18 protein-coding genes, 1 tRNA gene and 1 pseudogene are annotated in these 25,883 nt (G+C 45.7%); 7 read left to right on the plus strand and 13 right to left on the minus strand.

Annotated features, from left to right (window positions below; translation table 11 throughout):
- Positions 1-135: 135 nt before the first annotated feature.
- The 6 genes and pseudogenes from DP923_RS06290 to DP923_RS06315 all read right to left on the minus strand — a co-directional run bounded on the left by DP923_RS06290 (position 136) and on the right by DP923_RS06315 (position 7,423).
- Complete coding sequence (locus tag DP923_RS06290) at positions 136-1,494, minus strand: M24 family metallopeptidase (RefSeq protein ID WP_112305009.1); 1,359 nt, start codon at positions 1,492-1,494, stop codon at positions 136-138.
- 826 nt (positions 1,495-2,320) lie between these two features.
- Entirely contained in the window at positions 2,321-3,784 is a 1,464-nt protein-coding gene (locus tag DP923_RS06295; protein WP_112305010.1) for a T9SS type A sorting domain-containing protein, read from the minus strand.
- A gap of 30 nt (positions 3,785-3,814) precedes the next feature.
- On the minus strand, positions 3,815-5,308 hold the full coding sequence (locus DP923_RS06300; RefSeq protein WP_112305011.1) for a tail fiber domain-containing protein: 1,494 nt from the start codon (positions 5,306-5,308) through the stop codon (positions 3,815-3,817).
- Between the two features lie 567 nt (positions 5,309-5,875).
- Positions 5,876-6,238, minus strand: a pseudogene (locus tag DP923_RS16785) (site-specific integrase); the annotation flags it as partial.
- A gap of 24 nt (positions 6,239-6,262) precedes the next feature.
- The gene (locus DP923_RS06310; protein WP_207801948.1) at positions 6,263-7,099 is read right to left on the minus strand and encodes a site-specific integrase; all 837 of its coding nucleotides are present in this window, start codon (positions 7,097-7,099) and stop codon (positions 6,263-6,265) included.
- A gap of 252 nt (positions 7,100-7,351) precedes the next feature.
- A tRNA-Glu gene (locus DP923_RS06315) sits at positions 7,352-7,423 on the minus strand.
- Between the two features lie 452 nt (positions 7,424-7,875).
- On the opposite strand from DP923_RS06315, the gene glgP reads away from it, so the two are divergent.
- The 3 genes from glgP (at position 7,876) to DP923_RS06330 (ending at position 12,703) form a co-directional block, all read left to right on the plus strand.
- Positions 7,876-9,528, plus strand: a complete 1,653-nt coding sequence (gene glgP, locus DP923_RS06320) for an alpha-glucan family phosphorylase (RefSeq protein ID WP_112305013.1) — start codon at positions 7,876-7,878, stop codon at positions 9,526-9,528.
- Between the two features lie 378 nt (positions 9,529-9,906).
- On the plus strand, positions 9,907-10,974 hold the full coding sequence (locus DP923_RS06325) for a fatty acid desaturase family protein (RefSeq protein WP_112305014.1): 1,068 nt from the start codon (positions 9,907-9,909) through the stop codon (positions 10,972-10,974).
- A 169-nt stretch (positions 10,975-11,143) separates the two neighbouring features.
- Positions 11,144-12,703 carry a M20/M25/M40 family metallo-hydrolase gene (locus DP923_RS06330; protein ID WP_112305015.1) on the plus strand — a complete coding sequence of 520 codons (1,560 nt, stop codon included), beginning with the start codon at positions 11,144-11,146 and terminating at the stop codon, positions 12,701-12,703.
- 331 nt (positions 12,704-13,034) lie between these two features.
- On the opposite strand, the gene DP923_RS06335 is transcribed toward DP923_RS06330, so the two are convergent.
- From DP923_RS06335 to DP923_RS06355, 5 genes are all read right to left on the minus strand, one after another.
- Positions 13,035-13,571, minus strand: a complete 537-nt coding sequence (locus DP923_RS06335) for a DUF421 domain-containing protein (protein ID WP_112305016.1) — start codon at positions 13,569-13,571, stop codon at positions 13,035-13,037.
- A 279-nt stretch (positions 13,572-13,850) separates the two neighbouring features.
- Positions 13,851-17,030, minus strand: a complete 3,180-nt coding sequence (locus DP923_RS06340) for an efflux RND transporter permease subunit (protein WP_112305017.1) — start codon at positions 17,028-17,030, stop codon at positions 13,851-13,853.
- A 31-nt stretch (positions 17,031-17,061) separates the two neighbouring features.
- A complete protein-coding gene (locus tag DP923_RS06345; RefSeq protein ID WP_112305018.1) occupies positions 17,062-18,117 on the minus strand; it encodes an efflux RND transporter periplasmic adaptor subunit in 1,056 nt (351 codons plus the stop codon).
- Between the two features lie 20 nt (positions 18,118-18,137).
- Positions 18,138-19,496: a TolC family protein gene (locus tag DP923_RS06350; RefSeq protein WP_239020952.1), complete on the minus strand. Its 1,359-nt coding sequence runs from the start codon at positions 19,494-19,496 to the stop codon at positions 18,138-18,140.
- A 68-nt stretch (positions 19,497-19,564) separates the two neighbouring features.
- On the minus strand, positions 19,565-20,026 hold the full coding sequence (locus DP923_RS06355; RefSeq protein WP_112305019.1) for a GbsR/MarR family transcriptional regulator: 462 nt from the start codon (positions 20,024-20,026) through the stop codon (positions 19,565-19,567).
- A gap of 129 nt (positions 20,027-20,155) precedes the next feature.
- Here DP923_RS06355 and DP923_RS06360 point away from each other — a divergent pair, with 129 nt between their 5' ends.
- Positions 20,156-20,371: a hypothetical protein gene (locus tag DP923_RS06360; RefSeq protein ID WP_112305020.1), complete on the plus strand. Its 216-nt coding sequence runs from the start codon at positions 20,156-20,158 to the stop codon at positions 20,369-20,371.
- Between the two features lie 15 nt (positions 20,372-20,386).
- Here the strand turns inward: DP923_RS06360 and DP923_RS06365 are convergent, their stop codons facing one another.
- Together DP923_RS06365 and DP923_RS06370 are read right to left on the minus strand one after the other, a co-directional pair.
- Positions 20,387-21,271 (minus strand): alpha/beta hydrolase, encoded by an 885-nt coding sequence (locus tag DP923_RS06365; protein ID WP_239020953.1) that lies wholly within the window; start codon positions 21,269-21,271, stop codon positions 20,387-20,389.
- A 79-nt stretch (positions 21,272-21,350) separates the two neighbouring features.
- Positions 21,351-22,232 carry a hypothetical protein gene (locus DP923_RS06370; RefSeq protein WP_112305021.1) on the minus strand — a complete coding sequence of 294 codons (882 nt, stop codon included), beginning with the start codon at positions 22,230-22,232 and terminating at the stop codon, positions 21,351-21,353.
- 266 nt (positions 22,233-22,498) lie between these two features.
- On the opposite strand from DP923_RS06370, the gene DP923_RS06375 reads away from it, so the two are divergent.
- The 3 genes from DP923_RS06375 (at position 22,499) to DP923_RS06385 (ending at position 25,834) form a co-directional block, all read left to right on the plus strand.
- A complete protein-coding gene (locus tag DP923_RS06375; protein ID WP_112305022.1) occupies positions 22,499-24,151 on the plus strand; it encodes a peptide MFS transporter in 1,653 nt (550 codons plus the stop codon).
- A 136-nt stretch (positions 24,152-24,287) separates the two neighbouring features.
- Positions 24,288-24,620, plus strand: coding sequence for a DUF6122 family protein (locus DP923_RS06380; protein WP_112305023.1), 333 nt, complete (start codon positions 24,288-24,290; stop codon positions 24,618-24,620).
- A 71-nt stretch (positions 24,621-24,691) separates the two neighbouring features.
- Positions 24,692-25,834 carry a hypothetical protein gene (locus DP923_RS06385; RefSeq protein ID WP_239020954.1) on the plus strand — a complete coding sequence of 381 codons (1,143 nt, stop codon included), beginning with the start codon at positions 24,692-24,694 and terminating at the stop codon, positions 25,832-25,834.
- Positions 25,835-25,883 lie beyond the last annotated feature (49 nt).

A 25,883-nucleotide genomic window follows, 5' to 3' on the forward strand; every position in this document is an offset into this window, starting at 1 on the left:
AGAAAAGAGTACAAGTGCAGTTTTCTTCACTTTGCATTTAGTTACTACAATCGTTTTAATGCAGAAGGTTATTGCATTTAGGCGGTAACCTTCTGCATTAAATATAGTCTTCTCTGATAACTACGACTGGTAAAGCTATTGCTTCAGGTAAGTTGTTTTACGCGGAATAAGCAGTAGCTCTTTCTGACGGCCGTCTATGTAGCGAACCCCGTTTGGCGTAAGAACTGCTTGCTCTTCCAGCATCACCCTTATTTCTTTGTTGTTCCACTCGGGCAGGTTTACTTTAGCGTTGAGCTCGATGGCGTAAGCCGTATTATGGCGCAACGGATAATCGCCTGTGCCGGGAACGCCCTGCGGCATGTCCCACATACCGATGGCAGGGCCGGCGCCGTGGCCGTGGTAACCAATGGGGTGCGAGTAAATACTGGCTACTATCTTTTCTTTCTTGGCCTGTGCCAGCGCCTCTTTCAGTACCTGGTTTCCGGTTTTTCCTTCTTTAAATTTTGAGGTCAGGATGTCTTGCAGGCGGTTGCCGGTGGCTAAAGCTTTTCTGAGGTATTCGGGAGCTTCTGCCTCGCCGGGCTTCAGTACATAGGCTAGTTGCTGTACATCGGTGTTCAGGCCGAGGTAAGTAATGCCCAGGTCTACGTGTAGCAGGTCGCCAGGCAGAATCACTTCCATGCCGGGGCGCTGTGAGAAAGAACGCTGCGAATCGCCTGCACCCGGGTTGGCGCGCTGTACATCTACGGTCGGGTGGAACCAGGCTTCCAGCTTCAGGGAGGCAATGCGCTCCCGGTACCACCACATCACGTCTTCGGTAGTTGTAACACCCGGCTGAATCACACCCTCGGAAAAGCCTTCTGCAATAATACTATGCCCCAGGCGGCTGATTTGTTCATATACTTCCAACTCCCGCTCAGTTCTTGTCTGCAGCCAATCCACTGCCAGGCGCTCGGCCGATACCACCGCTTTTTTCTGGGTTTCAGGCAGGTAGTGCATCAGGGAATCATATTCGGCTTTGGTGAGGCCATCAGCGTGGGCGTAGGTAGAGGAGAAGTTCAGTCCAATCTTCTTTGGATTTCTTTCCTGAATTAACTGCACTAACCTTTTCCACTGGTTAGGTTCCTGCTCCGGTGCCCAGGCCCCTTTCATCAGATTGCCGATATCGTAGCGGGCTACGGCCAGTTTTTCCACGCCTTTGCCCTGTCCCTGGTCGTGGAAAAGTATGATAGTGCGCCGACGAGCAGCCAGCCACGTAGCAGGCAACATGGTCTTAGCTACCGGGTCTTCGTTATACTCTCGGGCCACAATCACCCACATATCCATGCCTTCCCGGCGCATCAGGTCTGGAAGCAGTTTTTCCAGGCGCTCTTGCAGCAGGGCATCTTCAACGGCAGCTCTTTCACGCAGGGGCAGGATGTTAGGTAATTGTTGTGCAGTGGTAAGTTCTGTGTTGAGTAACAGCAGAAACAGAAGTGATAAAAATATCTTCATACAAGGTCTGTGAGAGTGGATGTTGTGTATCTAACAAAGATAGCAATCTATGGCACTTTTGCCAGCGGAAATGCAGCGTTGCAACCCGAAGCAAACCTGTTTGCCATTAAGCCAGCTTCTATAGATTGACTGGATGTACTACGAGTGCCAGATTTATATAAATCGGGCAGTGGCCTGGCCAAAAATTAGGGTGCGAGAGCAGTCTAAGATGCAGCCTTTATTTGGCCGGACTTATAGCAGATGAGTAGTACAGTATAAAGCGTAAGCATGCAATGCCTTAGCCCTGGAGTTAAGAGCTGAATCTCCGGTTTGGCACAGAAACTACAAAAGAAAGTCAGTATACAGTAGTCCTTCAATTGTTTTGCAACATACTTGATTATGACCAGCTTATAAGATTAGAAATAATTGAAGGGATTAAACCTGAAGTATGAAGTATACGCTTACTTTATAAGAGTTAGCGATAAATACCTTACACATTTTAGTGAAGATTATAGTGGGGCTTGCTTCATCCGCTTATTTTGAATGCAAGATAGAAGAGAAGTTGTTTTTAATGGAAAGTACAGAGTATCAGAAGGATTGTTTTCTGTTACTCTGGAAATAAAAAAACCGCTCTGTTAACTAACGGAGCGGGTTTATAAGCTTTACTGTGTAGTCCGTAGGGGAATCTTAACTCCCAGTGAACACGGCTTATTATCAATACTTTAGATAGCGCTCTTTCTTTGGCTCCCATTAGGCACCCGCGATCAGGAAAACGTCAGGAAGTTTTCCATTAGAAAAAGTAAACGAAAAAAGCCCAGTACCTCCGCAGGCACCGGGCTTCGCCACTTTACTCCTTTAGGACCTTGAATACCTTCGTAGTCCCTTCGGCAGTAATCTCCAGCAGGTAGAGGCCTACTGCCAGGTCGGACAGTCCGTCCAGGACCACATTGCCATCTCTCACCTCCAACTGTTTATGGTAGAGATCCTTGCCCTGAAGGTTGTACAGGCGGAACCGAGCTGTTTCCATAGGCTTGTTTACGCTTACCGTTAGCTTCTTGGAGAAGGGGTTAGGGAAGAATGAAATTTTCAGCCCGTCTGTTTTGTCCTCCCTGTTGACCGCAATCACCTTACTGTATGCAAATTTTTCGTCCAGGTCTACCTGCCTCAGCCGGTAGTATAGCGTATGGCCCTGCACCGGCAGGGCACTGTCCGTGTACCTATAGTGTAATTGGATGCTGCTGTTGCCGGCAGCGGCCACCTCTGCTACGCTTTGGAAGTCACGGCCATTGACGGCACGCTCCACAAAGAAAGATTCAGTGTCTTTCTCAGAAGCGGTAGACCAGCTTAGCTCATTGCCCTTATCGGTAGCCTTGCCGTTAAAGTGCAGCCAAGTTACCGGCAAAGGCGAGGACGCATCACTGACGGTCCACATGGCGGAACTCCGGGTCTGCACAGTGACGCTCTGCAAGTTGCCATCCTGAGACAAGTTAATCGGTGCCAGGCTACCTACTGCTAGCCAGGTAGCGCCCTTGTCTTCACTTTTCCATACTTGCGCCATATTTCCGGGAAAGGTCAGGCCGTTATTCTCACTGGTGAGCCAGCTTAAGGTCAGGTCAATATTTTTGCCTGTGGGCGTAAACTCCGATGCTATATCCCAGTGCCGTTCAATGCCTTGAATAGTGGGGTTATTGGGGTTGGCTATTGTGCCAAGCGCCCCGGTTCTCCGAGAGATGGTTACCTCACCCCAATCACCGCCATTCGGGTTCTGTAATATCACGCCTATGTTGCCAAAGTGCTGGCTGGTAATTGCAGGGCTTATGGGCATGACCTTGGTTAGTTCACCTTTATAGAGGCGGTCTATGTTTTCCGTGATACTGCCCTCCAGGGTCAAGGTTTTGCCAGCTACGGCCATTAAACTCCCATTGGTAAAGGTTAAATTGCCGGTAACAGTAAGGTTATCAAAATGCGTAGCACCGGCACTATTGTTTACTTGCAGGTTATGTACCGCTGTACCGGAAATTTGCTGAACGCTGGTGCCGTTTAGCTCTAAGGTGCCGGAACCGGTATATAAAGCCGGGCTGTTAAACTGCCAATTTTCTGATACCTGAATGGTCCCGTTGTTCTCTACGGAAGGCACGGCGGCCCCGCTGACGCTGTTCACGAAACTGCCTTTCACGGTAAGCACCGCCCCGCCGGATACAAAGATGGAGGCACCGTTATTCGTGATGCCTTGCGCCTGCCCCTCAGAGGCAAGCCAACCCAGGCAAACAGCAAAAAGCAATGCTGCTTTCATTTCTCTTAAAAATCTCATAAGCTGGTTGCCTGTTAAATATGGCTGCGACTATTTCTTTGCTTGAACACCTGCCGGTAGTTTACCTGAAAGCCTGGTCAGCTGATCCTGCAGGTGTTGCAAATCGGCATCAGTTTTCTCGGCTTTGGCTTGCAGCGCGGCATTCTGAAGAAGTAGCAGCTCTATCTGCTTTTGCTGTTCCGTTGTTCTTTTCTCCAGTGCCTGGATGGCTACCATATTCACTCCATCAATGTCGACGGTGTTAATGGTGGTGTTGCGGCCGATGCCGTCAAGACGGAAGGCGGCGTAAAAATCCTGAGCCATGGGGCCTATGTGACGTTCATTTGCGGTCTGAGACTTGTAGTTCCACTCGGTGATGGGCAGGGCTGCCACTTTAAGCAGCACCTGCTCAGCGTCTATGGGGCGGAAGTTCTCTTTGCGGGTGCTGTCTGAAACAGAGCTCCAGGAACCGCCCCCCGCAGATACTTCTACGCCAGATGTAGCATTTGCATTGGTGTATAGCTTATAACCACCAGTAAAGCGCATTATCATCTGATTATTGGCAGTTGCTTTAGTAACAATTTCAGTATAATTATGGTCGCCGATGACTACTGAGCCTTGCCTATTGTCTGTAGATACCCATGAACCAATGGTAGTGCTAAAATGCCCGGATGCTTCTGTCCGAGTACCTAATGCAAACGAATGATTACCTGTAGCTCTGGTTCCGTAACCCAAAGCAATGGCATGAATGCCCGAAGCTTCTGTATCAAAGCCCGATGCAAATGAATTATCACCGGAAGCTCTTGTTCCTTGACCCAAAGCAATGGCATAGCTACCCGAAGCCAGGACGTTTAAACCCATGCCTACCGAATGAGGGCCCACTTTCGCGCCATCCCACTGGTCACTGTATACCTGGCCGACTCTGAAAGCAGCTCTTTCCGGCGACCAGAGCAACCTGGCGCCAGGACCTGCTATAGTATTGAAATTACCATCATACTTGAATGTTCCGGTAGAAAGGATACCGGCGCCAGTATGTTCTTCCAACCCCGCATAAACGGCGGCATCCCGTTTGGCGCCTATGTTCACCTTGCCGTCAGAATCTACCCGTAAGCCGGTGGTACTTACAGCGGCGGCAGAGGTTGTTTGCCCCACCAGCACTTTATCGGATAGGTTGAAGTTTTGAGTGGCCGTATGGTTGCCTAAATTATCGCCGCCGGGGCTCAGAGACGTCCAGCCGCCGGGGCTCACGTAGTACCAGAACCCCACGGAGGAACCGTCGGTCTGGAAAACCATCAGGCCGGTGGCGGGGCTGGCAATGGCCTGGCGCTGCACCTCAGTAAGGCGCGGAATGAGCAAACCTTTATCGGTAGCAGAAATGTCCAGCATGGCGCTGGGGTCCGGCGAAGCGGCAGGACTGGTTCCAATGCGTACCCCGGTAGATTGACCTAAGGTTGCGGGTCCATGCCCCAGAGCAAAAGTTACCAGTAGCATACTAAACAGTGCTCTGATTTTACTTGTGTTGATGGATGTCAGGTGTCTGATCATATATTCTTAAACTTATAAGAAACTATTATAAAATTGTTTTCTATAATGTAGCCAAAGATAGTGTTTAAACAATATAATGAAAGCTAAACAAGTTTAATTTGAAATTTTTAAATAGCTTTTAAAAAATGATGCCTGAGATTATTGCCAGCACTGAGAAAAGAAAGCGGGTTGTGGTTTAAAAGTAAGAGGGTTGGCAATCTGCTTATTTTGGTAATTGAACATTAGGTTTAAGGCTGTCACTTATGAAAATGAGAATGGTAAAAGAAAGCCTAAAATATTTACCGACTTCCATTCTGGCTGTCTCGGGTTTATGCTGTTTCCACTAACACTTTTACTAAATATAGCCCTAAAATTTGGTGTAGCAGGAAAGAAGAAAGCTTTCGTTATAGATAGCAAACCTGTCCTCCCAGCTGTAAGGATGTTGCTGCACCAAAAGTATGTGGCACCTCCTTCTATGAATCTGAAAGTGGACTGGTAGGAGAGAAGTAGAAGTTTTCTATTCTCTGGCACCTTTTATACTCGCATTCCCTTTCCACTGTATTCCCAGCCAGCGCTGCTGCCTTCTTTTTACCTGGGCTCCGGCTGGTACTTGCCCTTGAGCAGCAGCATGTCCTGGCTGATTTTTACATCCAAAACCTTGGCATAGTGCTGGGTGGTCTTGATAGAGGTGTGACCCAGCATCTTGGAGACGCTCTCCATGGGCACCCCGTTGAGCAGGGTGACAGTGGTGGCAGAGGTATGGCGGGCGGTGTGGAAGGTGACTTGCTTTTGGATGCCGCACACGTCCCTGATCTCTTTCAGGTAAGCGTTCATCTTCTGGTTGCTCAGCACGGGCAGCAGCCTGTTTTTGTAGAGGTACTGGGCATGTTCCTGGTAGCTGGCAAGGATGGCTTTGGCGGCAGGCAAAAGGGGCAGGCGGGTAGGGGTGCCGGTTTTTTGCCTGTGAACAGAGAGCTAGGCTTCCCCGTCAATGCCCCTGATGATATTTTCCTTTGTGAGCTGCTGCACGTCGGTGCAGGCAAGGCCTGTGAGGCAGCAGAAAAGGAAAATATCCCGTACCTGGCTTAATCGTTCGGTAACCATTTCTTTGGTAGCGATCTTTTCCAGTTCTTCTTCCGATAAAAATACCCGTTCCAGCTGCTTCACTTTGCCTATGTAGTACAGGAAGGGATCTTTCTCGAGCAAGCCCTGGTGCAAACATTCCCTGGTCACTTTCTTGAGCAGCTTGATGTACTTGAGGGTGGAATTGTTGGAGCAGCCACAGGTGCTTCTTAAATAAAAGTCATAGTCACAGACAAAGCCGTAGTCTATTTGATTTAAGTCTAGGTCCTTTAGCCCGTACTTAGACTGCAGGAAGCCCTGTATGTGCACCGAGCAGGTATGGTAGCCTTTGAGCGTGGCAGGGGCATATTCTATTCCCAGCAAAGCCTGCACCCGTTGGTAAAGCGCCTGCAGTACTTCCACCAGTGTTATTGTTTTTTCCTGTTTGCCCAGATAAGCAGCTTTTACCTTTTCAGCTGTGGCTTCTTTCCCATGCTCGAGCAGGTGACGGTGTGCTTCGTAGACCTTTTGCTGGAGCGTGTCCAGGTAGGCGTTCAGTGCAAGCACCGCTTCCTTGTTTCCTGATGCCCTTCCGGCCGAGGAGATCCAGCGGCGGGGCTCGCATTCCCTGGCAGTGGAAATCTCGGCTCTCCTTCCGGCTACGGTCACACGCAGGTAAATGGGCACAGGGCCTGAGGCATAATTTCTTGGTTTCTTGAGGTAAAAGATGATACTAATGCACTTGCTCATGGCTCTGTGGCTTTAAGTGTGAAATAAAGTTAGCCTTGCAGCCAGCCAGATTCAAGATGTACAAGACCTGTACATGCTGAATTTCAAGTAGATATGCCGGATTCGGTGAGTCAGTAAACTGCTTTAAAATGACGCACCGAATCGCACTCCTTTTCCTGGAGAAAAGCCGAAAGATCCGGTAGGGCACAAAATGCAAAAAGCCTGCAAATATTTAATTTGCAGGCTTTTTGCTGATTTTGGTATTGTAAGAAGTAGTCCGTAGGGGAATCGAACCCCTGTTGCCAGAATGAAAATCTGAAGTCCTAACCCCTAGACGAACGGACCGTGCTACTGTTTTGATGCTGCAAATATACAGCCTCTTCTTTGTTTTGCAAATACTAAATCGCTGTTTAATAGGTAAGGTTCGTAAGTGTTTGAGGAGCAGTTAATTTATTTCAAATATTTTTATAATATTCTTAAGCGAAAGGCAGTATAGCTATTGGTTATGCATTAAATCTATAATACTTCGATTACAAAAAACCAAAGAAAATGAAGGCCTATACCTGAAGATGGTGGATTAAATTAACTATAACACGGTTATGATGGCTTTTATACTCTGCTGAAGCAAGTGATATGCAAGTAAAGTAAGAGCAAAAATTCTTACTGGCTTTAAAATTGCATACCTCGTCATAGATTTGTGTTTTCTGATCATTCAATCGGAAGATAAATAGAACATTTATCATTTTGAAACCTATTGTGATGACATAGGAGTTAAGAGAATAGTAAAAATTACAGTTATGGTAGAAAACAACAGGTGGCCGCATGCGCATAGCATCGATGAAAAGTATGGCAAAAGAATAGCATATTTTAGTATGGAGTTTGCTGTTCATCAGGCACTTAAGACTTATTCAGGCGGGTTGGGGTTTTTAGCGGGCTCGCATATGCGAAGTGCTTATGACCTGCATCAGAACATGATCGGTATCGGCATCCTATGGAAATTTGGTTATTACAACCAGGGGCTGAATAACGATCAGACGATGCGTGTCGAGTTTCAGAAGAAATTTTATACTTACCTCGAAGATTGTGGCATAACCGTTACTGTACATGTAAATAAGCACCCGGTGCATGTAAAAGCTATGTTGCTGAGGCCTGATGTGTTTGGCACGGTTCCGATGTATTTCCTCACTACCGATCTTCCTGAAAACGACCACCTGGCCCGTACTATCACGCACATGCTCTATGATAAAGAGGCATCTACCAGAATTGCACAAAGTATAGTTTTAGGAATTGGTGGTGCTAAAGTAGTGGATGCTTTAGGTGGCGCAGACATTTATCATCTGAACGAAGGCCACGGTTTGCCAGTTGCTTTTCATTTGTATGATAAATTCAGGGATGTGAACGAGGTGCGTAAGCATATGGCTTTCACAACGCATACCCCGGAAAAAGCCGGTAACGAAGAGCATGAAATTCATTTTCTGGATAGGATGGGCTTTTTTAACGATGTACCGCTTGAGGAAACCCGCAACATAACTGGTATGAACGGCCACATGTTTGATCATACGTTGGCTGCGTTGCGTTTATCAAAAGTATCCAATGGTGTATCGCAATTACATGGTGAAGTTGCCAGGCAAATGTGGTATGGCAACGAAGGCGTTTGCGAGATAAAAGCGATTACGAATGCCCAAAATGTACCATATTGGCGTGATAAGGCCCTTTATCATGCCTTAGAAACAGACGATAATGCAGCACTGGCACAGCGAAAGCGCGAAATGAAGCATCCGTTGTTTGAAACCGTTGCTGACCAGACCGGTAAATTATTTAATCCGGATGTGCTTACAATCGTTTGGGCAAGGCGGTTCGCTGCTTACAAAAGAGCTGATCTGCTGTTACGTGATATAGAACAGTTCTTTGAACTCATCAACAGAAAAGAGCAACCCATCCAAGTGATCTGGGCAGGTAAGCCTTATCCGTTTGATGCCGGTGCAGTTCATATATTCAATTCGTTACTGAAGCTTTCGTACAGGCAAAAGAATTTTGCAGTATTAACTGGTTATGAGCTCGACCTTTCCAGAAAGTTAAAGCAGGGAGCTGATATATGGTTAAATACACCGAGAAGGCCTCGCGAGGCTTCCGGTACAAGTGGCATGACAGCCGCCATGAACGGTGCTATTAACTTTTCGGTGCAGGATGGCTGGATTCCGGAGTTTGCGCGCCACGGCGAAAACAGTTTTATACTTCCGGTTGTAGATACGATGCTGCCTTCTGAAGTGCAGGATGAACAGGATTACCACAACATGATGCGTATACTTGAAAATGAGATCATTCCGGCTTACTACCTGGACAGGGAAAAATGGCTCCGTATTACCAAGCAAAGTATGCGCGATGTAGTACCGCATTTTAGCTCTGACAGGATGGCCCATGAATATTACGAGCAAATCTACAATTACTAAGTAGTAACCTATTAAAAGCAGGAGGAACTGATTCTGTTAAAGAGCGGCTTCTCCTGCTTTTATACTTTTAAGCCCTGCTACCTTTTTATACTTTAAATCCGGAATGGTTTAAGATGCTTTCAGGATAAAAAGAGAAAAAACAGGGAAAGTAATACATATTTCTGAAGCCAAATTTTTCTCTAGTCGTAAAACTTAAGGCTTATAAGCCGGTTGCTGCTATACCTTATTAGCATATTAAAAAACACAGTTAATTGGCTACAGGCGCTTACAATATTTTTTTGCACTAAGAGTTAATTCTTTATTCTGCTATATTTGTAGGCTTTATAATAATTTAAAAGCAGAAACAGCTCACAAACTATCATTACGTTAAATTCATTTATGGCGACACCCAAATTTCAGGCTCAAAAAAGCTCTTTCCACGCCGAACTTAAGAAACGCATCAACACGTATTTTCAGGAAACAGGTATTTCTACCACTGGTAATTACAAATTATACCTTAAAGCCAGCATACTGGCGCTCAGTCTGATCGCTATTTATATTCACCTGGTTTTTTTTACACCAATTACCATTATTGCCATTTTAGAATGTATTGTGCTGGGCGGCTTAACGGCGGGTATGGGCTTTAATGTGATGCATGATGGGTCGCATGGCAGTTTCAGTAAGATCAAAAAACTAAACGATATTGCGGGGCTATCACTTAATGTGCTGGGTGCCAATGTATTTATGTGGAATACAAAACACAATGTTATTCACCATGCTTATACCAATATTGATGGCATAGACGATGATTTGGATGCCGGTCCGTTTCTGCGTTTATGCGAAAGCCAGAAGCGATTAAAAATTCACCGCTTTCAGCATTTATACTTTTGGGCAGCTTATTCGATGCTGTTTTTTTACTGGGTGTTTTTCTCGGATTATCAGAAGTATTTCACGCAAAAGGTGGGCGACTTCCCTTTAAAGAAGATGAAAACGGCAGACCATATTTCGTTCTGGGCGTTTAAAGCTATACATGCAGCTTTCTTCGTAGTAGTTCCGATCTTAACGGTTGGTTTCCTGCCTTGGCTTATCGGTTTCCTGATTTATGGGGTGTTCACCGGATTTGTAATGAGTATCGTGTTCCAGTTAGCGCATACAGTAGAAGAAGCGCACTTCCCGGTTGTAAGTCAGCCGGATAACCGCATCGAAGACGAGTGGGCAATCCATCAGCTTAAAACAACGGCTAACTTCGCTACCAACAACAAGGTGATAACCTGGTTGGTAGGTGGCCTGAATTTCCAGATCGAGCACCACTTATTTCCGAGGATTTCCCATATCCATTACCCGGCCATCAGCAAGATCATCAAGCAGGCTTGCGCCGAATATGGTGTGATGTACCACGAGTTTCCGAAGATGCGGATGGCAGTGGCCTCGCACGTATCTCACCTGAGACAATTATCAAGAGCATAAAAAAACCAAGTTTATACTTTAAAAAGCAGTGCTGGCAAATCCGGTACTGCTTTTTTTATGCGCTTGTGTTCTGAAGTAAAGTATAAATTAGAGTTAAATTCCTAAATTGGTTGTTTCAACTCGGATCCTTCATTCCCGGGTACTGTACACCTTATTCAAACATTTAACTATGTACAAAAAACACACCCTCCGGACGTTATTCGTCCTCATGATTTCAGCGAGTGTCAGTTACGCTCAACCCTCCAAACCTGTCGTGGACAACATCATTAAAGAAGCCACAGAAAACTCTCAACTGGAGCAACTGGGCTACGAACTGATGGATGTAATTGGCCCGCGCCTGGTAGGTACGCCACAAATGGAGAAGGCGCATAACTGGGCTGTTGGCAAGTATAAAAACTGGGGCATAGAGGCCCGCAACGAGAAATGGGGCGAGTGGCGTGGATGGGAGCGTGGCGTAACGCATGTGGATATGGTACACCCGAGAGTACAATCTCTGGAGGCCACGCAACTGGCCTGGAGCCCTGCTACCAAAGGCAATGGCGTTACAGCTGAGCTTGTCATTGTACCGGATCTGCAGGATTCTGTTGCGTTTAAGAAGTGGCTGCCAAGTGTGAAGGGAAAGCTGGTAATGATCTCGATGATGCAGCCAACCGGCCGCCCGGATTATAACTGGCAGGAGTTTGCGCTGAAAGAATCCATGGAAAAAATGAAAGCGTCCAGAACGCAGATGACAGAAGCCTGGAGCAAAAGAATCAGCAAAACCGGCCATACAGCCCGTACTTTACCACAAGCCTTAGAGAAAGCCGGCGCAGCCGGTATTGTAATGTCTAATTGGTCTGGCGGCTTTGGTGTAAACAAAATATTTGGTGCCAATACTACTAAAATTCCAACCATTGATGTGGCGCTGGAAGATTACGGTATGCTGTTCAGGATGGTAGAAAATGGTGCGAAACCAAAGATCAAGATCCAGGCATCCTCTAAAAATCTGGGCAAAATGCCAGCCTTCAACACCATCGCTGAGATAAAAGGAAGCGAGAAACCAAATGAATATGTGATTCTGTCTGCGCACTTCGACTCTTGGGATGGCGGCACGGGCGCAACAGATAATGGTACCGGTACGATCATGATGATGGAAGTAATGCGCGTACTGAAGAAGATGTACCCTAACCCGAAGCGTACGATTTTAGTTGGGCACTGGGGTAGCGAGGAGCAGGGCCTGAACGGTTCATCTGCTTTTGTGGAAGATCATCCGGAAATCGTAAAAAATATACAGGCAGTATTTAACCAGGATAATGGTACTGGCCGTGTGGCTAACATTTCAGGGCAGGGCTTCCTGAATGCATATGATTATTTAGGCCGTTGGATGGCTCCGGTACCGCAAGCGATCACAAGCGAGATCAAGACTACATTCCCTGGTTTCCCGGGTGGCGGTGGCTCAGACCATGCTTCGTTTGTAGCAGCGGGTGCGCCGGCCTTCATGCTGGGTTCTTTAAGCTGGTCGTATGGCAATTATACCTGGCACACCAACCGCGATACGTATGATAAGATTGTTTTTGATGATGTGCGCAGCAACGTAATTCTGGCAGCTATACTTACTTACATGGCCAGCGAAGATCCGGAAACGGCATCGCGCGACAGAATCGTAATGCCAATCAACCCAAGAACAGGCGAGCAAACTACCTGGCCGACCCTTAGAAAGCCAACACGTGTAGGTGGCGAAATAAAATAATTTATAGCATCAGGTTTAGCTTGTGCTATAAATTAAAAGTGCCCCGGTTTTATACTTCGAAGTATAAAACCGGGGCACTTTTGTTATTGGGTTAATGCCAGAACATTAAATCTGGCTGTTATTCTTTTTCTTTTCCTGCTTTTCTGCCTTCTTCTCTTTAGTTGTTTTAGCAGGCTTCTTTTTAACTTCTTTCTTCGAATCTTGTGATTTTGCCATAACGGTGCGGTTTATATTTTAGGAAAGCTACTTATATTTTTCAATACTACGCAATCTTCTACGAAAGCAATAGCAGGATGGGTTATCCAGAGGATAGGAGGGTGTGTAGATTAATTTACCTGCTTTGCTGCTCCGGGTAATGTTTTACGTGCTGCATCGTTTCTGCCGGCTCCCGGCTAAATTCCTTCACAACAGTTATATCGCCTGTCGTTTCCAGCACAATAGCTTCAACCTGTTGTAAATCCGAGATACCCTTTTTCCTGACAGCAACATTAATTTCTTCAAGCGTGATGCGTTCTTTTTTTAGAACATCCTTCAGAAGTTTTCCTTTGTAAAGCAGTAAAACAGGCCGGCTTGTTACGATGTCTTTTATAAAATCCACCCGTACAGAGAGCCAGGTTATACCATACTGTAAAAATATCAACAGAAAGAAAGCCAACACACCATCTGCTAGTGTTACAGTTTTGGATAACGCAACAGTCGCTAAAGAAGAGCCTAAAGCAACAGTAACAATAAAGTCGAAGGCATTCATTTTGGAAAGCGTTCTCTTTCCTGAACTCCGTAAAAGTATAACCATAGCCACATAAGCAAGTATGGTTATAAAAAATGTACGGGCTATACTTTCCCAGCTATCAAAAAACAGTTTATCCATTTGGTGTTGAGGTCTTGTAAGTAGAGTTAAGAACAGGCCGTAGTTCGATTTTTAACGGTCTTGATTTAGCTGGTAAAAACAAATATAAATGACTACCTGCAGCATTGGCCAGCATAAGCTCATGTATACGTTAGGTACGTGGGCAGCTTAAAGCTGTTCGGTTTTCAGATCAAAAGACTGTTTAGTAATCTTATACTTGAGATTTAGTGCATATAAAAAAAGCGAGTGCCGCAACGGTTAAGTTGCGGCACTCGCTTCTTATAAAACAGGAATTTATACTTAGTGCGCGAACTCGTGCGACATCTTTTTATCTTCCAGCATCTTGGTTTCGTGTTCCAGTTCTTCGAGTGTTTTATCTTCCAACTCGATCACAGTTTTCTTATCCATACCAAACTTGGCAAGTATACGGTCGAAGCCGTAGTAGATAATCGGAACCACGATCAGGGTAAGGAACATCGAAGAGCTCAGACCACCGATCAGTGCCCAGGCCAGACCGTTTTTGGTAGCTGCTACCGAACCACCTGCCAATGCAATCGGTAACATACCAATCACCATCGCCAGTGTCGTCATCAGAATCGGACGGAAACGGATACGAACAGCTTCTATCAGGGCTTCTTTTACTTCCACGCCTTCGTCTTTCAGCTTGTTTGTAAAGTCAACCACCATAATCGCATTCTTCGCTACCAGACCAATCATCATGATGATACCCAGGATAGAGAAGATACTCAGAGATTGGGAAGCTAATGCCAGGGCAAGCAAGGCACCAATAATCGCCAACGGAATAGAGAACAATACTACCAGCGGATATACGTATGAGTCGTACAGGGCCACCATGATCAGGTATACAAAGATGATGGAAGCAAGCAAGGCAACACCCAGCGTACCAAAACCTTCGCTCTGGTTTTTCAGGTCACCACCAAACTCTACACTCACACCTTTCGGTATCTCGATCTCAGCAAGTTTTGCCTGGATATCGGCACCAACCGAACCAGACGGACGGCCAATTACCTGTGAGTTCACGTTAACCGAAGTAATACGATTGTAACGCTCCAGCTGCGATGGGCCAGTAGACTGACGGATATCTGCAAACTGCGCCAGGCGTACGATCTGCCCCATGTTGTTTACAAAAGACAGGTTTCCGATATCATTCACGCTACGACGGTCGAACTCATCCAAACGGATGTTGATGTCATAATCTTCCGTACCGGAACGGAACGTAACATCCGAGTTACCACTGAAGGCAAGCTGCATACTGGCACCTACACTTTCCAGCGACAGGCCTACGTTTGCCATCTTATCACGATCCACTACCACTTCAATTTCCGGGTTACCGCCTTCCACCGAAGTTTCAACGTCTGCGGTACCTTGTACGCCTTCAGCAATCTGCATAACCTGCTGCGAGAAAGCCATCACACTATCCAGGCTGGAGCCTGAAATAATGATCTGAATCGGAGCCTGCGAGTTACCAACCAAACCAACCGGGATCGGCGTTACTTCCACATCCGGAATTCTGCTTTCGATATCGGCTTTTGCCTGGCGGCTAAACTGGTTTGTACTGAACGTACGCTCTTTTACATCAACTAAGGTTACCGAAACATCGGCTTTGTAAGCGGTGTTCTGGCCGGCCTGCGCCGAAGAAGTGGTACCAACAGTGGTAAAGACCTTCGCTACTTCAGGTATAGTCTTCAGGTATTCTTCTACCTGGCGGGTTGCAAAGTTTGTTTGTTCTACGGTTGCATTCTTAGGCAACTCCAGTTGTAAACTCACTTCACCACGGTCGCCGGCAGGTATAAATTCTGAACCGATAAAGCCAAAGGGCACCAGCGCAAACGAAGCAACCAGCATTAATATAGTTACCGCCAGCGTTATAAACTTATGGTTAAAGGCCCACTTCAGCGCAGCTGTAAACCCATCAATTATTCTATCCAGGAAACGCTCGAACGAAAGTATAAATCTTCCGAAGATGTTCTTATCAGAGATGTGCTCTAAGCGCGAGAAACGGCTGGCAAGCAACGGAATCAGGGTAAAGGCAACAAACAGGGAGATCATGGTTGCTACGGCTACCACAACTGCAAACTGACGCAGGATATCGGACACCAGACCTGACGATAAAGCGATCGGAATAAATACAACCACAATTACCAACGTGATCGAAGTTACAGTGGCCATAATTTCACGGATACCATCGTACGCAGCCTGTGCAGGTTTTTTACCCATCTCCATGTGGCGGTGAATGTTTTCAATTACCACAATGGCATCATCTACCAGAATACCAACTACTAACGAAAGCGCCAGTAACGACATCAGGTTAAGAGAATAGCCAAGCAGGTACATGGCGATAAATGTTGCCACCAACGAGGCCGGAATCGAGATCATTACAATAACCGCGTTTCGGAACGAGTGGAGGAACAATAACATTACGATCGCCACAAGTATAACCGCAATAACCAAGTCGTGTATTACCGAGTCAGCAGCTTCCAGTGTAAAGTCAGAAGAGTCGCTGGCCAGGTTAAAGGTTAAGCCTTCGGCAGCATAGGTTGTTTCTAATCTGGCAAGTGCTTCTTTCGTTAAACGGCTTACTTCTACTGCGTTGGCATCAGACTGTTTCTGAATGGTAATACCCACAGAAGCTTTGCCATTGATGCGGTTCAGTACTTCGATGTCTTTCTGCGTATCCTGTACTTCGGCCACATCAGAAAGGCGCACAACACCATTCATGTCTTCGCGCACGATCAGGTTGCGCAGTTGGTCCAGAGACGCATACTTACCCGCTAAACGGATCTGCGTCTGGCCACTTTCCTGCTTTATTTTACCAGTCGGGAAATCGAGGTTAGAGTTACGGATCTTCTGCTGTACCTGCAGTATAGATAAATTGTAAGCTTCCAGTTTGTTGGCATCGATGTTTACTTTGATCTCTCGTTCCTGGCCACCCAGAATTTTAATGGCAGCCATACCTTGTATGCGCGACAGTTCCGGTTTGATCTTTTTATCGATCAGGTCATAGAACTCAGTCGGGGACATGTTGGCAGTAGCACCCATCTTGATGATAGGTAAATCGTCGAGGTCAAATTTGTTCAGGGTAGGAGCATCTGCATCTTCAGGCAGGTTAGCCAGCACGACGTTGATCTTACGCTGGGCATCCTGCAGGGCAAGGTCTACATCGGTACCCTGGTTCAGGTTGATCACGATCATCGAGAAACTTTCAAGGGATGTACTTTTCATCTCTTTCACGTTCTCAAGCGAAGCCAGGGCTTCTTCTATTTCCTTGGTTACAGAGTTTTCAACTTCGTTTGGCGAAGCGCCCGGGTAGATCGTACTGATAGTTAATACCGGAGGGTTAAACTTCGGTAAGAGCTCGTAGTTCAGCGATTGGTAGCTGACAATCCCAAGCAGTGTGAGGACGGTAAAAACCACCACCACCAGGGACGAGCGCTGTATAGATAATTTGGTTATGTTCATTTCTTAGCTTCTGTTTAAAGAACTATTTAAGTTATTTCAGCACCGATACTTTGATGCCTTCACGCAGGTTGATCTGTCCGCTGCGTACGATCTGGTCGCCTGCCTTCACACCATCCAGTATCTCTACCTGGTCTTGTGTAACCACACCAACTTTCACTTTACGCGTTACGGCTTTGCCATCCTGCACTACAAATACACTTGGGTTCTGGATACTTCCGACAATTGCTTCGCGTGGTAATAAAAGGGCATCGCGCTGCTCTTCAGCTTCGAAAGAAGCCGTGCCATACATACCAGCTCTCAGGTTATTGTCGGCTGCGTTTTTCACTTCAATCTCCACATCAAACTTCAGGGTTGGGTCGGCCTGCGCTGCAATGGCTGTAACCGTACCTTCATACTCCTGGCCATTGCCGGCATCTGCCTTCACTTTTACTTTATCACCTTTACTGATCAGCAATACTTCGCTTTCAGATGCTTTTACTTTTAACTTCAGTTTATCCACGTTCACGATATCATACAGTTTAGTTGCCATACCTAAGTATGAACCCACTTCCACGTAGATCTCGTTTATTTCACCGCTGATAGGGGCTGTGATGCGGGTCTTGGTTACGCGCTGGCGAGCAGCAACTAATTGTGCCTGTGTAGATTTTGCGGCTAAGCGCGCATCTTCCAGTTGGCGTTGTGTAATGGCATCGCCGGCAGCCAGGTTCTCGAAACGCTGCAGGTCACGCTTTGCTTTCTCAGCGTTAGTCTGCGCGGTAGCAAGGTCAGCGGCCATGGTGTTGCTTTCAACTTGTAATAACAGTTCGCCCGCTTTTACTCTGTCGCCTTTGCGCTTTAATACACGCTGTACCTGGCCGGTCGTTTCCGACATTAACGTTAAGCTCTGGATAGGAGCGAAGTTACCCTGCGCCGTGAAAGACTTATCCAGTTTGGCAGTTTTTACTTCTGTAACAGCTACCGGAATAGCATCACTTTTAATTTCAGCAACTGCTGCATTTGCGGCCATATCCTCTTTGTTGCTCATCAGCTTAAAGCCTATGGCAACTAAAACAACGACAACAAGTACGATATAAATCAGCTTTTTCATTTTATGTGTTTTGTGTTTTTTTATTTGGTAAGTGTAGTTAATTCGCCGGAAGCCTTCAGGAAGTTTAATTGAGCTATCTGATACTTCAGTCTTTCATTATTAAGGTTGGTTTGTGCTTCGCGCAGTGCAGTTTCTGCCGTAAGCAGATCCGTTAGCGGAGATAAACCTTCTTTATACAAGCTGTTGGTTGTATCATATACTTCCTGGGCCAGCTTCACATTTTCTTCCTGTGCCTGAATAGAACTCTGGCTGTTGCCTAACTGGCTAATGGCGTTGTTGAGTTCTACTTTGGTGTTTCTATTAAACTGCTGAATATCCACATCAAGCTTTCTAAGGTCTATCTGGCGCTGCTGTACCAGTGATTTTTTGCGCAAACCATCAAAAACAGGAATGTTAAGCTGCAAGCCTACCTGAGAGTTTGGAAACCACATTGCATCCGGGTTAAATAACTTCTGGTCGTATTGAGATTGGTAATTGTAATTACCAAAAGCAGAAAGCGAAGGATAATATCCTGATTTAACATTGTCCATTTCATAAGATTTCAACTCTTTTTGTTTGTTGAGAATCTTAAACTGAGCACGTTTTGCAGCTGCTTCTTCTGCAGTAACCAACACAGGCTGAGCAGTCAGTAAGTTATCTTCGGCAGTGCCAACAAGTGTTAATGGTTGCTCTAGCGGCATGCCCATAAAGAACTTCAGAATGTTCTGTTGCTGCTCATAAGCAGTTTGCAGGCTCTTCTTTTGATTCTCCAGGTTAATGCGGTTTACCTTAATGCGGTTTACATCTACTTTCTTAGCTAGGTCGTTTTCGTACTGCAGTGTCAGAATTTTCTCTAACTGAACAAGCCTTCTCAGGTTAGCATCAATGCTGTTAAACTGCTCGTTTGTTTGTAAAACCTGGTAATAAGCGCTCCCTACATTATAAACCACATCTTCTATGGTCATTTCTGTGCGGATGCGGTAAAAATCTGCTGCGCTTTTGGCTGCTTTTAAACCTACAAAGTATGACTGGCTGAATAATAATTGCGATACAGATAAACCAGCCTGCATGTTGTAATCCGTACCCACCGGCCTGATCAGAGGTTTACCATTTTGCTCCGGGTTAAAATCAGCTGGCAAGGCAATCATGGTTTTTTCAATAGCTTTAACCGCAGTACCTTTAATATCAATCTGAGGTAAGCCGGCAGCTCGCGCCTCGTTTATCTGATACTTTGAATTAAGCTCGTCTAACGATGCCTTTTGCATTTGCTCATTATGCTCAAGTGCATAAGTAACAGCTTCTTTTAGGCTGAGTTCTTTCTTCTGAAGCTGATCTTGCGCCAGCACAGGTTCAAAAAGAAATAAGGAAGCAAGCCCTGCTAAAAAATATTTAATTTTCACTGTTATAGTTTTTATAGTTTATACTTAAGTGGTTAGTTCTGAAATAAATGAACTAATTAGTTAAAAAATTATGCTTTTCTATTATCCCATTCTTCTAATATGAAGGGTAATTTTTTGTGTAAAAAATCTAGAAAACCGATACAATCTTTAAGATCCTCGTTACTGGATGAGTTTTCTCTTTTTCTTATTTCGCTCACCTGTCTCAGAAGCACAGCAAAACCTGTAAGGTCATCTATCTTGCGGGTAAAGCCTTCGCGCCAGCTGGATATTTTAAGCTTAAAATAGCGTTTCCGGTCGCCTGAAAAGGTTGTATACTCGATTAAGTTAGTTTGCAGCAACAGGTTAATAGCATTGCTGGTAGCACTTTTACTTATATTTAAAGCCTCCGTAATTTCATCGAAGGTCAGTTCAGCGCTATCAGCTACCATCAGCAAACCCATGATGCGGGCCGGGGCCGGCTGCATGCCATTACTTTCGTGATAGATGCCGATCTGCTCTATCAGGCTTAATTGTTTTTCGCTTAGTAGCATGGTTTTTTGCTTATACATATCTGATCAACACTGCAAAGCTACGGGTTTGTTCCGTTAGTTCATAATTTACAGAACCAAAATTATGATATTTTTTTAATATTTCTTTTCTATACAAATAAGAGTCAGATTGTGAGAGGTTTAGGAAAGTCAGAAAGTTTGGAAGTTAAAAAGTTAGAAAGTTTTTTGATTTATACTTTAGTTTTTGAACCGTTGCTGATTCTCCCTGACCAAACCTGCCGTTGTTGTTTTCACCGACAGTTATACTTTAGCCTGCTTGCTCTTGCTGGTGAAAACACGCAGCAAGGGCAAATTTTTTTTGAAAAGCCGGACGAAAGCAAAGTATAAATTTCTAAAAACCTGCTAGTTCAAAAGCTTATCAAGTGCCTTTTTAATTTTAGGCCAACCTTCGGATTGCGGTGCGACCAGCTCGAAGTGGCCGGCCTGGTCCAGAAGTATAACTTCTGCACTGTTTCCGGCTTTGGTAGCAAAGGATTCTGCCTGACTGACAGGTACGATTGGGTCTTTGGCGCCCTGCACCAGCCGTACAGGTGTTTGAAGCGGTAGCAGCTCGATAGGGGATGCTTCGGCGTACCGCTCCGGGAACTGGGTGGCGCTACCGCCTATCAGTTTTTCTACGGCGGAATTGCAGCTTCCTTCGGCTTCGCTGTAGGTTTTAAGATCGGTGATGCCAGCCAGGGTTACCACGCCATTAATAGGCAACGGATCAGCACTATACAAAGGAGAGCTTTGTTTGAGGTTGGTTCGGGCTGCCAGCCAAAGCGCCAGATGGCCGCCGGCAGAATGGCCGATCACAGCAACACGATCTAAATCCAGGGGATATTTTTTAGCCAGTTCGCGCAAATAATCCGTACCTGCGGCTACGTCCTGAAACGTGCCCGGCCAGCCGCCGCCTGTTTCGCCAACACGCCTGAACTCGATGTTCCAGGTGGCATATCCGGCTTTGCGCAGCGCCTCGCTTACATGCGACATGTATTGTAGATTATACGCCGAAAGCCAGCAACCACCGTGCACCACCACAACCACCGGAAACTTACCTTTACCAGCTGGTAAGCGCAACTCCCCAAACTGCGAAGCCTCCGTTCCATACTTGATCTGTGCATCGTAAGCCGGCGTAGGCATGGCTGCAATATCCTGCCAGGTGATGAGGGCAGGTGGTGCAGTTTGCTTTGCAGGTGCGCAGGAAGTAATGAGAAGTATAAGTAAGAAGTATATTTTGCGGAGCATATTGGATGGAGGGGTAGTATGAAAGTAGTTGTTATTGTCTCTTATATGGTACGTTTATGCACTATAGGGCTTGTTATACTTATTTATTTTCTGTCTTTTCTAAGATTTGCTTAAGTGCTGGTTCTATCGCCAATGCATGTCCGTGGCCAAACGTTACCATCACCCGGTCATAGCGATCAAAAGCTTTATCAATCTTTTCCAGGAGCGCTATATCTCTAACCTTTTTAGATGTTCGCCCAATAGCACAGAATTTGCAATCTCCGCCGTTTATGTAATCGAACTTCTCAAAATTATCTTCATTAACTTCCAGCACAAAGGGACGGCCTATTTTCTTTTGATACAGCTGTTTGAAATAAGTAATTCTCTTCTCATCCTCACTCAACGGAAAGCCAGGCTTAATAAACCAGGCTTCCATCACTTGGCTATACAGTTCCTCGAAAGGTTTATTACCATAGGCATTATTCAGGTAGGGTACTACAAACCTTTCCATCATATAGTAGAGAAAAAGGTCGTCTCTGGGATGTTCTTTAAGCGTAAGGGCAAACTCAAGGCTATCTGAAATGTCTCCATTCAGCATCTGAATACTGGCCTTATCAGATAAATATTTGAGTAGTCCGGTTTCACCTTTCCTGGTAATCGCATCATTTCTGGATTGAAAACTTATTGCTGCAGGTATTTGTCCTCCTTCATTGAAGGTAACCTGAGGTTGAAGGTCATTAAAATACTTTTCAATTATGGTGAATTCGCTAGAAGTTGTATCACGGGTATGACTACACCCGATAAACACCAATCTTTTATTTCCCTTCTTTAAGTCGATTACATACGGAGTCTCCATACTTGAAAATTGCTGGCTGATTGCAACATAATCATTCATCTGGTACTCCTTACCCTCTGTTATTTTTACAGATTTGCACCCCAGCATAAGGGCAGTACATACTATTATTAATTGTATATGCTTCATTGCTAAATAAGAGTATTTACTGTTTTTACGTACACATAGGCTTATCCGCATTTTGTAGGAAGATCATCTTAGTAAATTAATGAAGTATAGGCAGTCATAAAGTTACAAGTTAATACTACAATTAATATATGCAATCATACTTTGACGTGGTTTAATAATGTAAAGGCTATAGCTAACTTCCATCAATCCAGCGAGCTATAAATCTCTCTTTTGTGGTCTGCTAAAAACTGCCTACTTTGAGGGTTTAAACTACGCTGGTTACCTTTATGGCAGACACTACTACCAAACATCCGAAAGGATTGTATTACCTCTTTTTTTCAGAAATGTGGGAGCGGTTCGGCTTCTACCTAATGCTGGCCATCTTTTTCCTGTACATGATCGATGCCCAGAATGGCGGGCTAGGCGTATCGAAAGAAGAAGCCTCTGATATTTTCGGAACATTTATCGCGCTGGTATACTTAACCCCGTTTGTAGGCGGTCTCCTTGCCGATCGTGTACTGGGCTACCGCCTGTCTATCTCATTAGGAGGCATTCTGATGGCCGTTGGTTACATCGGCCTGGCCATTCCCGGAGAAACAATCATGATTGCCTCGCTGGGTTTGATCATTATTGGCAACGGCTTTTTCAAGCCAAACATTTCTACGCTGTTAGGTAATTTATATTCTAAACCTGAATTCGAGGCACAGAAAGATACCGGTTATAATATCTTTTATATGGGCATTAACGTGGGTGCTTTCATTGCCCCGTTTATAGCCTCGTACCTGCGAAACAACTATGGCTGGGGCTTCGCATTTGCAGCTGCCGGTGTTGGTATGTTACTGGGTGTGATCATCTTCTGGATGGGTAATAAGCACTACAAAGATGCTGATGTGCGCAAGGCTGTAGCAGCGAACGATATGCCGTTGAGCCGTATTTTCAGTATTGTTATACTTCCGGCTGCAATTGCCGGCGTACTAGGCTGGGTACTTATTCCGGGCAATATCTTTGGGTCCGATTCTACGGATGCCTTTATTATTGGCGCTGTTCCGATCATCATTTTCTATGTTTCGTTGTGGGTAAAAGCTTCTGCTGAAGATAAAAGACCTATTGCTGCGTTACTTTCCATTTTTGCGGTAGTGGTTGTTTTCTGGGCAATCTTCAAGCAGAACGGAACAGCACTTACAACCTGGGCCGAGTATTATACCGACCGCGAAATGGCGGCTCCGCTGGCTGGTCCGGCTGGTGCCATTGGCATGGTGCAGAATCTGGATCTTTCTGAAAGCACTGTTCCGGCTTACGATAATATGTTCCGGGCGCAAACAGATGCCGCAGGTAAAGTGATCACCAAAGAAGGCATCGCACCTTACTACAACAACTTACCTGAGTCGGAATGGCCTCAAGAAGGCAGTTCGCTTTCACTTATCTCAACCGAGCTTTTCCAGTCCATCAACCCGTTCTTCGTTATACTTTTAACACCGTTGGTCGTATGGTTTTTTACGTTTCTGAGGAGGCGCGGAAAAGAGCCGTCTACACCAGCTAAAATTATGTGGGGCCTTGTAATCACGGCTATGTCTACGCTGGTAATGGTGGGCGCTGTGTTTGCGGGCATGAACGGAGCCGAGAAAAGTTCTGCGATGTGGCTGGTAGGTTCTTACGCTGTTATTACGATAGGGGAGCTGTTCCTGAGCCCGATGGGCCTTTCGCTGGTTTCCAAATTAAGTCCGCCGCGCCTGACCGCCCTGATGATGGGTGGCTGGTTCCTGGCTACTTCCATCGGTAACAAACTATCGGGTGTGCTGGCTGGGATGTGGGACCAATACGATCATAAAGCCTGGTTCTTCGTGGTAAACTGTATAGGCTCATTGCTGGCTGCGCTGGTTATACTTTCGATGCTGAAATGGCTGCGCCAGATCGTGCTGGAACATACCGGAAAGAGTTAAACCAAAGTATAAATTTAATTTAAAAGCCGCCTGCAACGCATTTTTTGCAGGCGGCTTTTCTGTTTTGTTTATACTTCTTCCAACCTACACCAGCTTTTTGAAGTACAGTTTATTCTGGCTATACTTTAAAACCTGCATGATAACCCCCGCCTTTGCGTTCCATATGTTTTTGCACGTGGCAGTGCCCGTGTTGGTGGCAGCCATCTTCTACCGGAAACATTTCAGTAGTTCGGCTTTAAACATGCTGGGCGGCATTGTGATTGATATAGACCATTTATTTGCAACTCCTATACTTGACCCGGGCAGGTGCAGCGTCGGTTTCCATTTGCTGCACAGTTACTGGCTGATTCCGGTTTACGTGGCGCTGGCCATATATCCGCGCAGCCGTTTAGCCGGATTAGGTTTGGTTATTCATATTATACTGGATGCCTCGGCTTGCAACTGGCAGGCACTTTCTGCGAACTGGTAAGAACCTAAATTTTAACTAGGATGTTTGTAGTGCAGGCCAGTCAAAATGATCAGGCTTTGCAATTCCATCCCATGAATCCAGATAAGTTTAGCAATACATTAACCTATAATAAAGTGTGGCGCTTTGTTCTGAAAAGCAAGTTTATACTTTTGATCCCACTGTTTATACTTTCCGCGGCTATGCTGAAGCCTGTTCCCGAAGCAATTACCCTAAAAGCGGAGCCATTTCCATTTAAACCCACTGAGTTTTATGTGGCAACCGTTACAGACGAGCGAACCGATAAAAAAGCTGTCGCGTATTTGCTGGATGCAACCAGTGGGAAACCAAAACCAGTTGATCTGAAAGGTGGCGGATTAGTTGCTATGAAAGCCCATCTGCAGCAAAACTTGCAGCGCAATGCAAAATTGCGACCGGTTTCGCTCCGCATTAAAGAGTATAAAATAACAGAAAAACCAACGCAAACCGGACGCATTGAAGGGAAGCTGGCTGTTAAAATAGCCTTTGACCTGCAACGTGAGGACGAAACGCTACAACTGGTAGAATACACAAGCGGCGCAACCTACGACCGGCCCATTTCAGATTTTGGAGTTGTGGAGCCTGTGCTTCGAAAAAGCCTGGAGAATGGGTTGGTCTATTTTAATGCCTGGATAAACCGCGAAGCCAATAAAAACGAATTGCTGGCAAAAGGGCTCAAAATCAGGTTTAAAGATTATAATGCGGCAGAAGAAGATACCGTTTTTTATACTTCAGAAAAACTGTTAACCTGGCAGGATTTCCTAGGTGCGCCTTCCAAACCGAGCAACTATGGCGCCGCTGTTTTCACGAGTTTTGCTTACGAGGGAAATACAAACGTGAAAAACGCAATGGTGGAAATTGACCTGCTCCTGAAAGTATACGTGCTTCGCAGTTCGAGTTGGGTGCGCGAAACTTCCAGAGATGCTTACAGCCTGAACCACGAGCAACGCCACTTCGATATCACCAAACTAGTGACCGAACGCTTCAAACAAACGCTGCACCCCGATAGCCTCACCATAGCCGATTACAACAGCCAGATGCAGTATAAATTCCTGGAATCCTATAAAGAAATGAACCGCATGCAGGACCAGTACGACGCCGAAACCCGCAACGGCCTGGACCAGGCAGCGCAACACCGCTGGAACCAGAAACTGGATGAAGAACTGGCAAAGTTCGCGGTTAAAAAGAAGGTGCAGTAAAACACCGTGCAATCCATTCTTTAGGAATGCGTATACTTGCAGGGTAAAT

Source organism: Pontibacter arcticus (assembly GCF_003284895.1).
Taxonomy (GTDB): Bacteria; Bacteroidota; Bacteroidia; order Cytophagales; family Hymenobacteraceae; genus Pontibacter; species Pontibacter arcticus.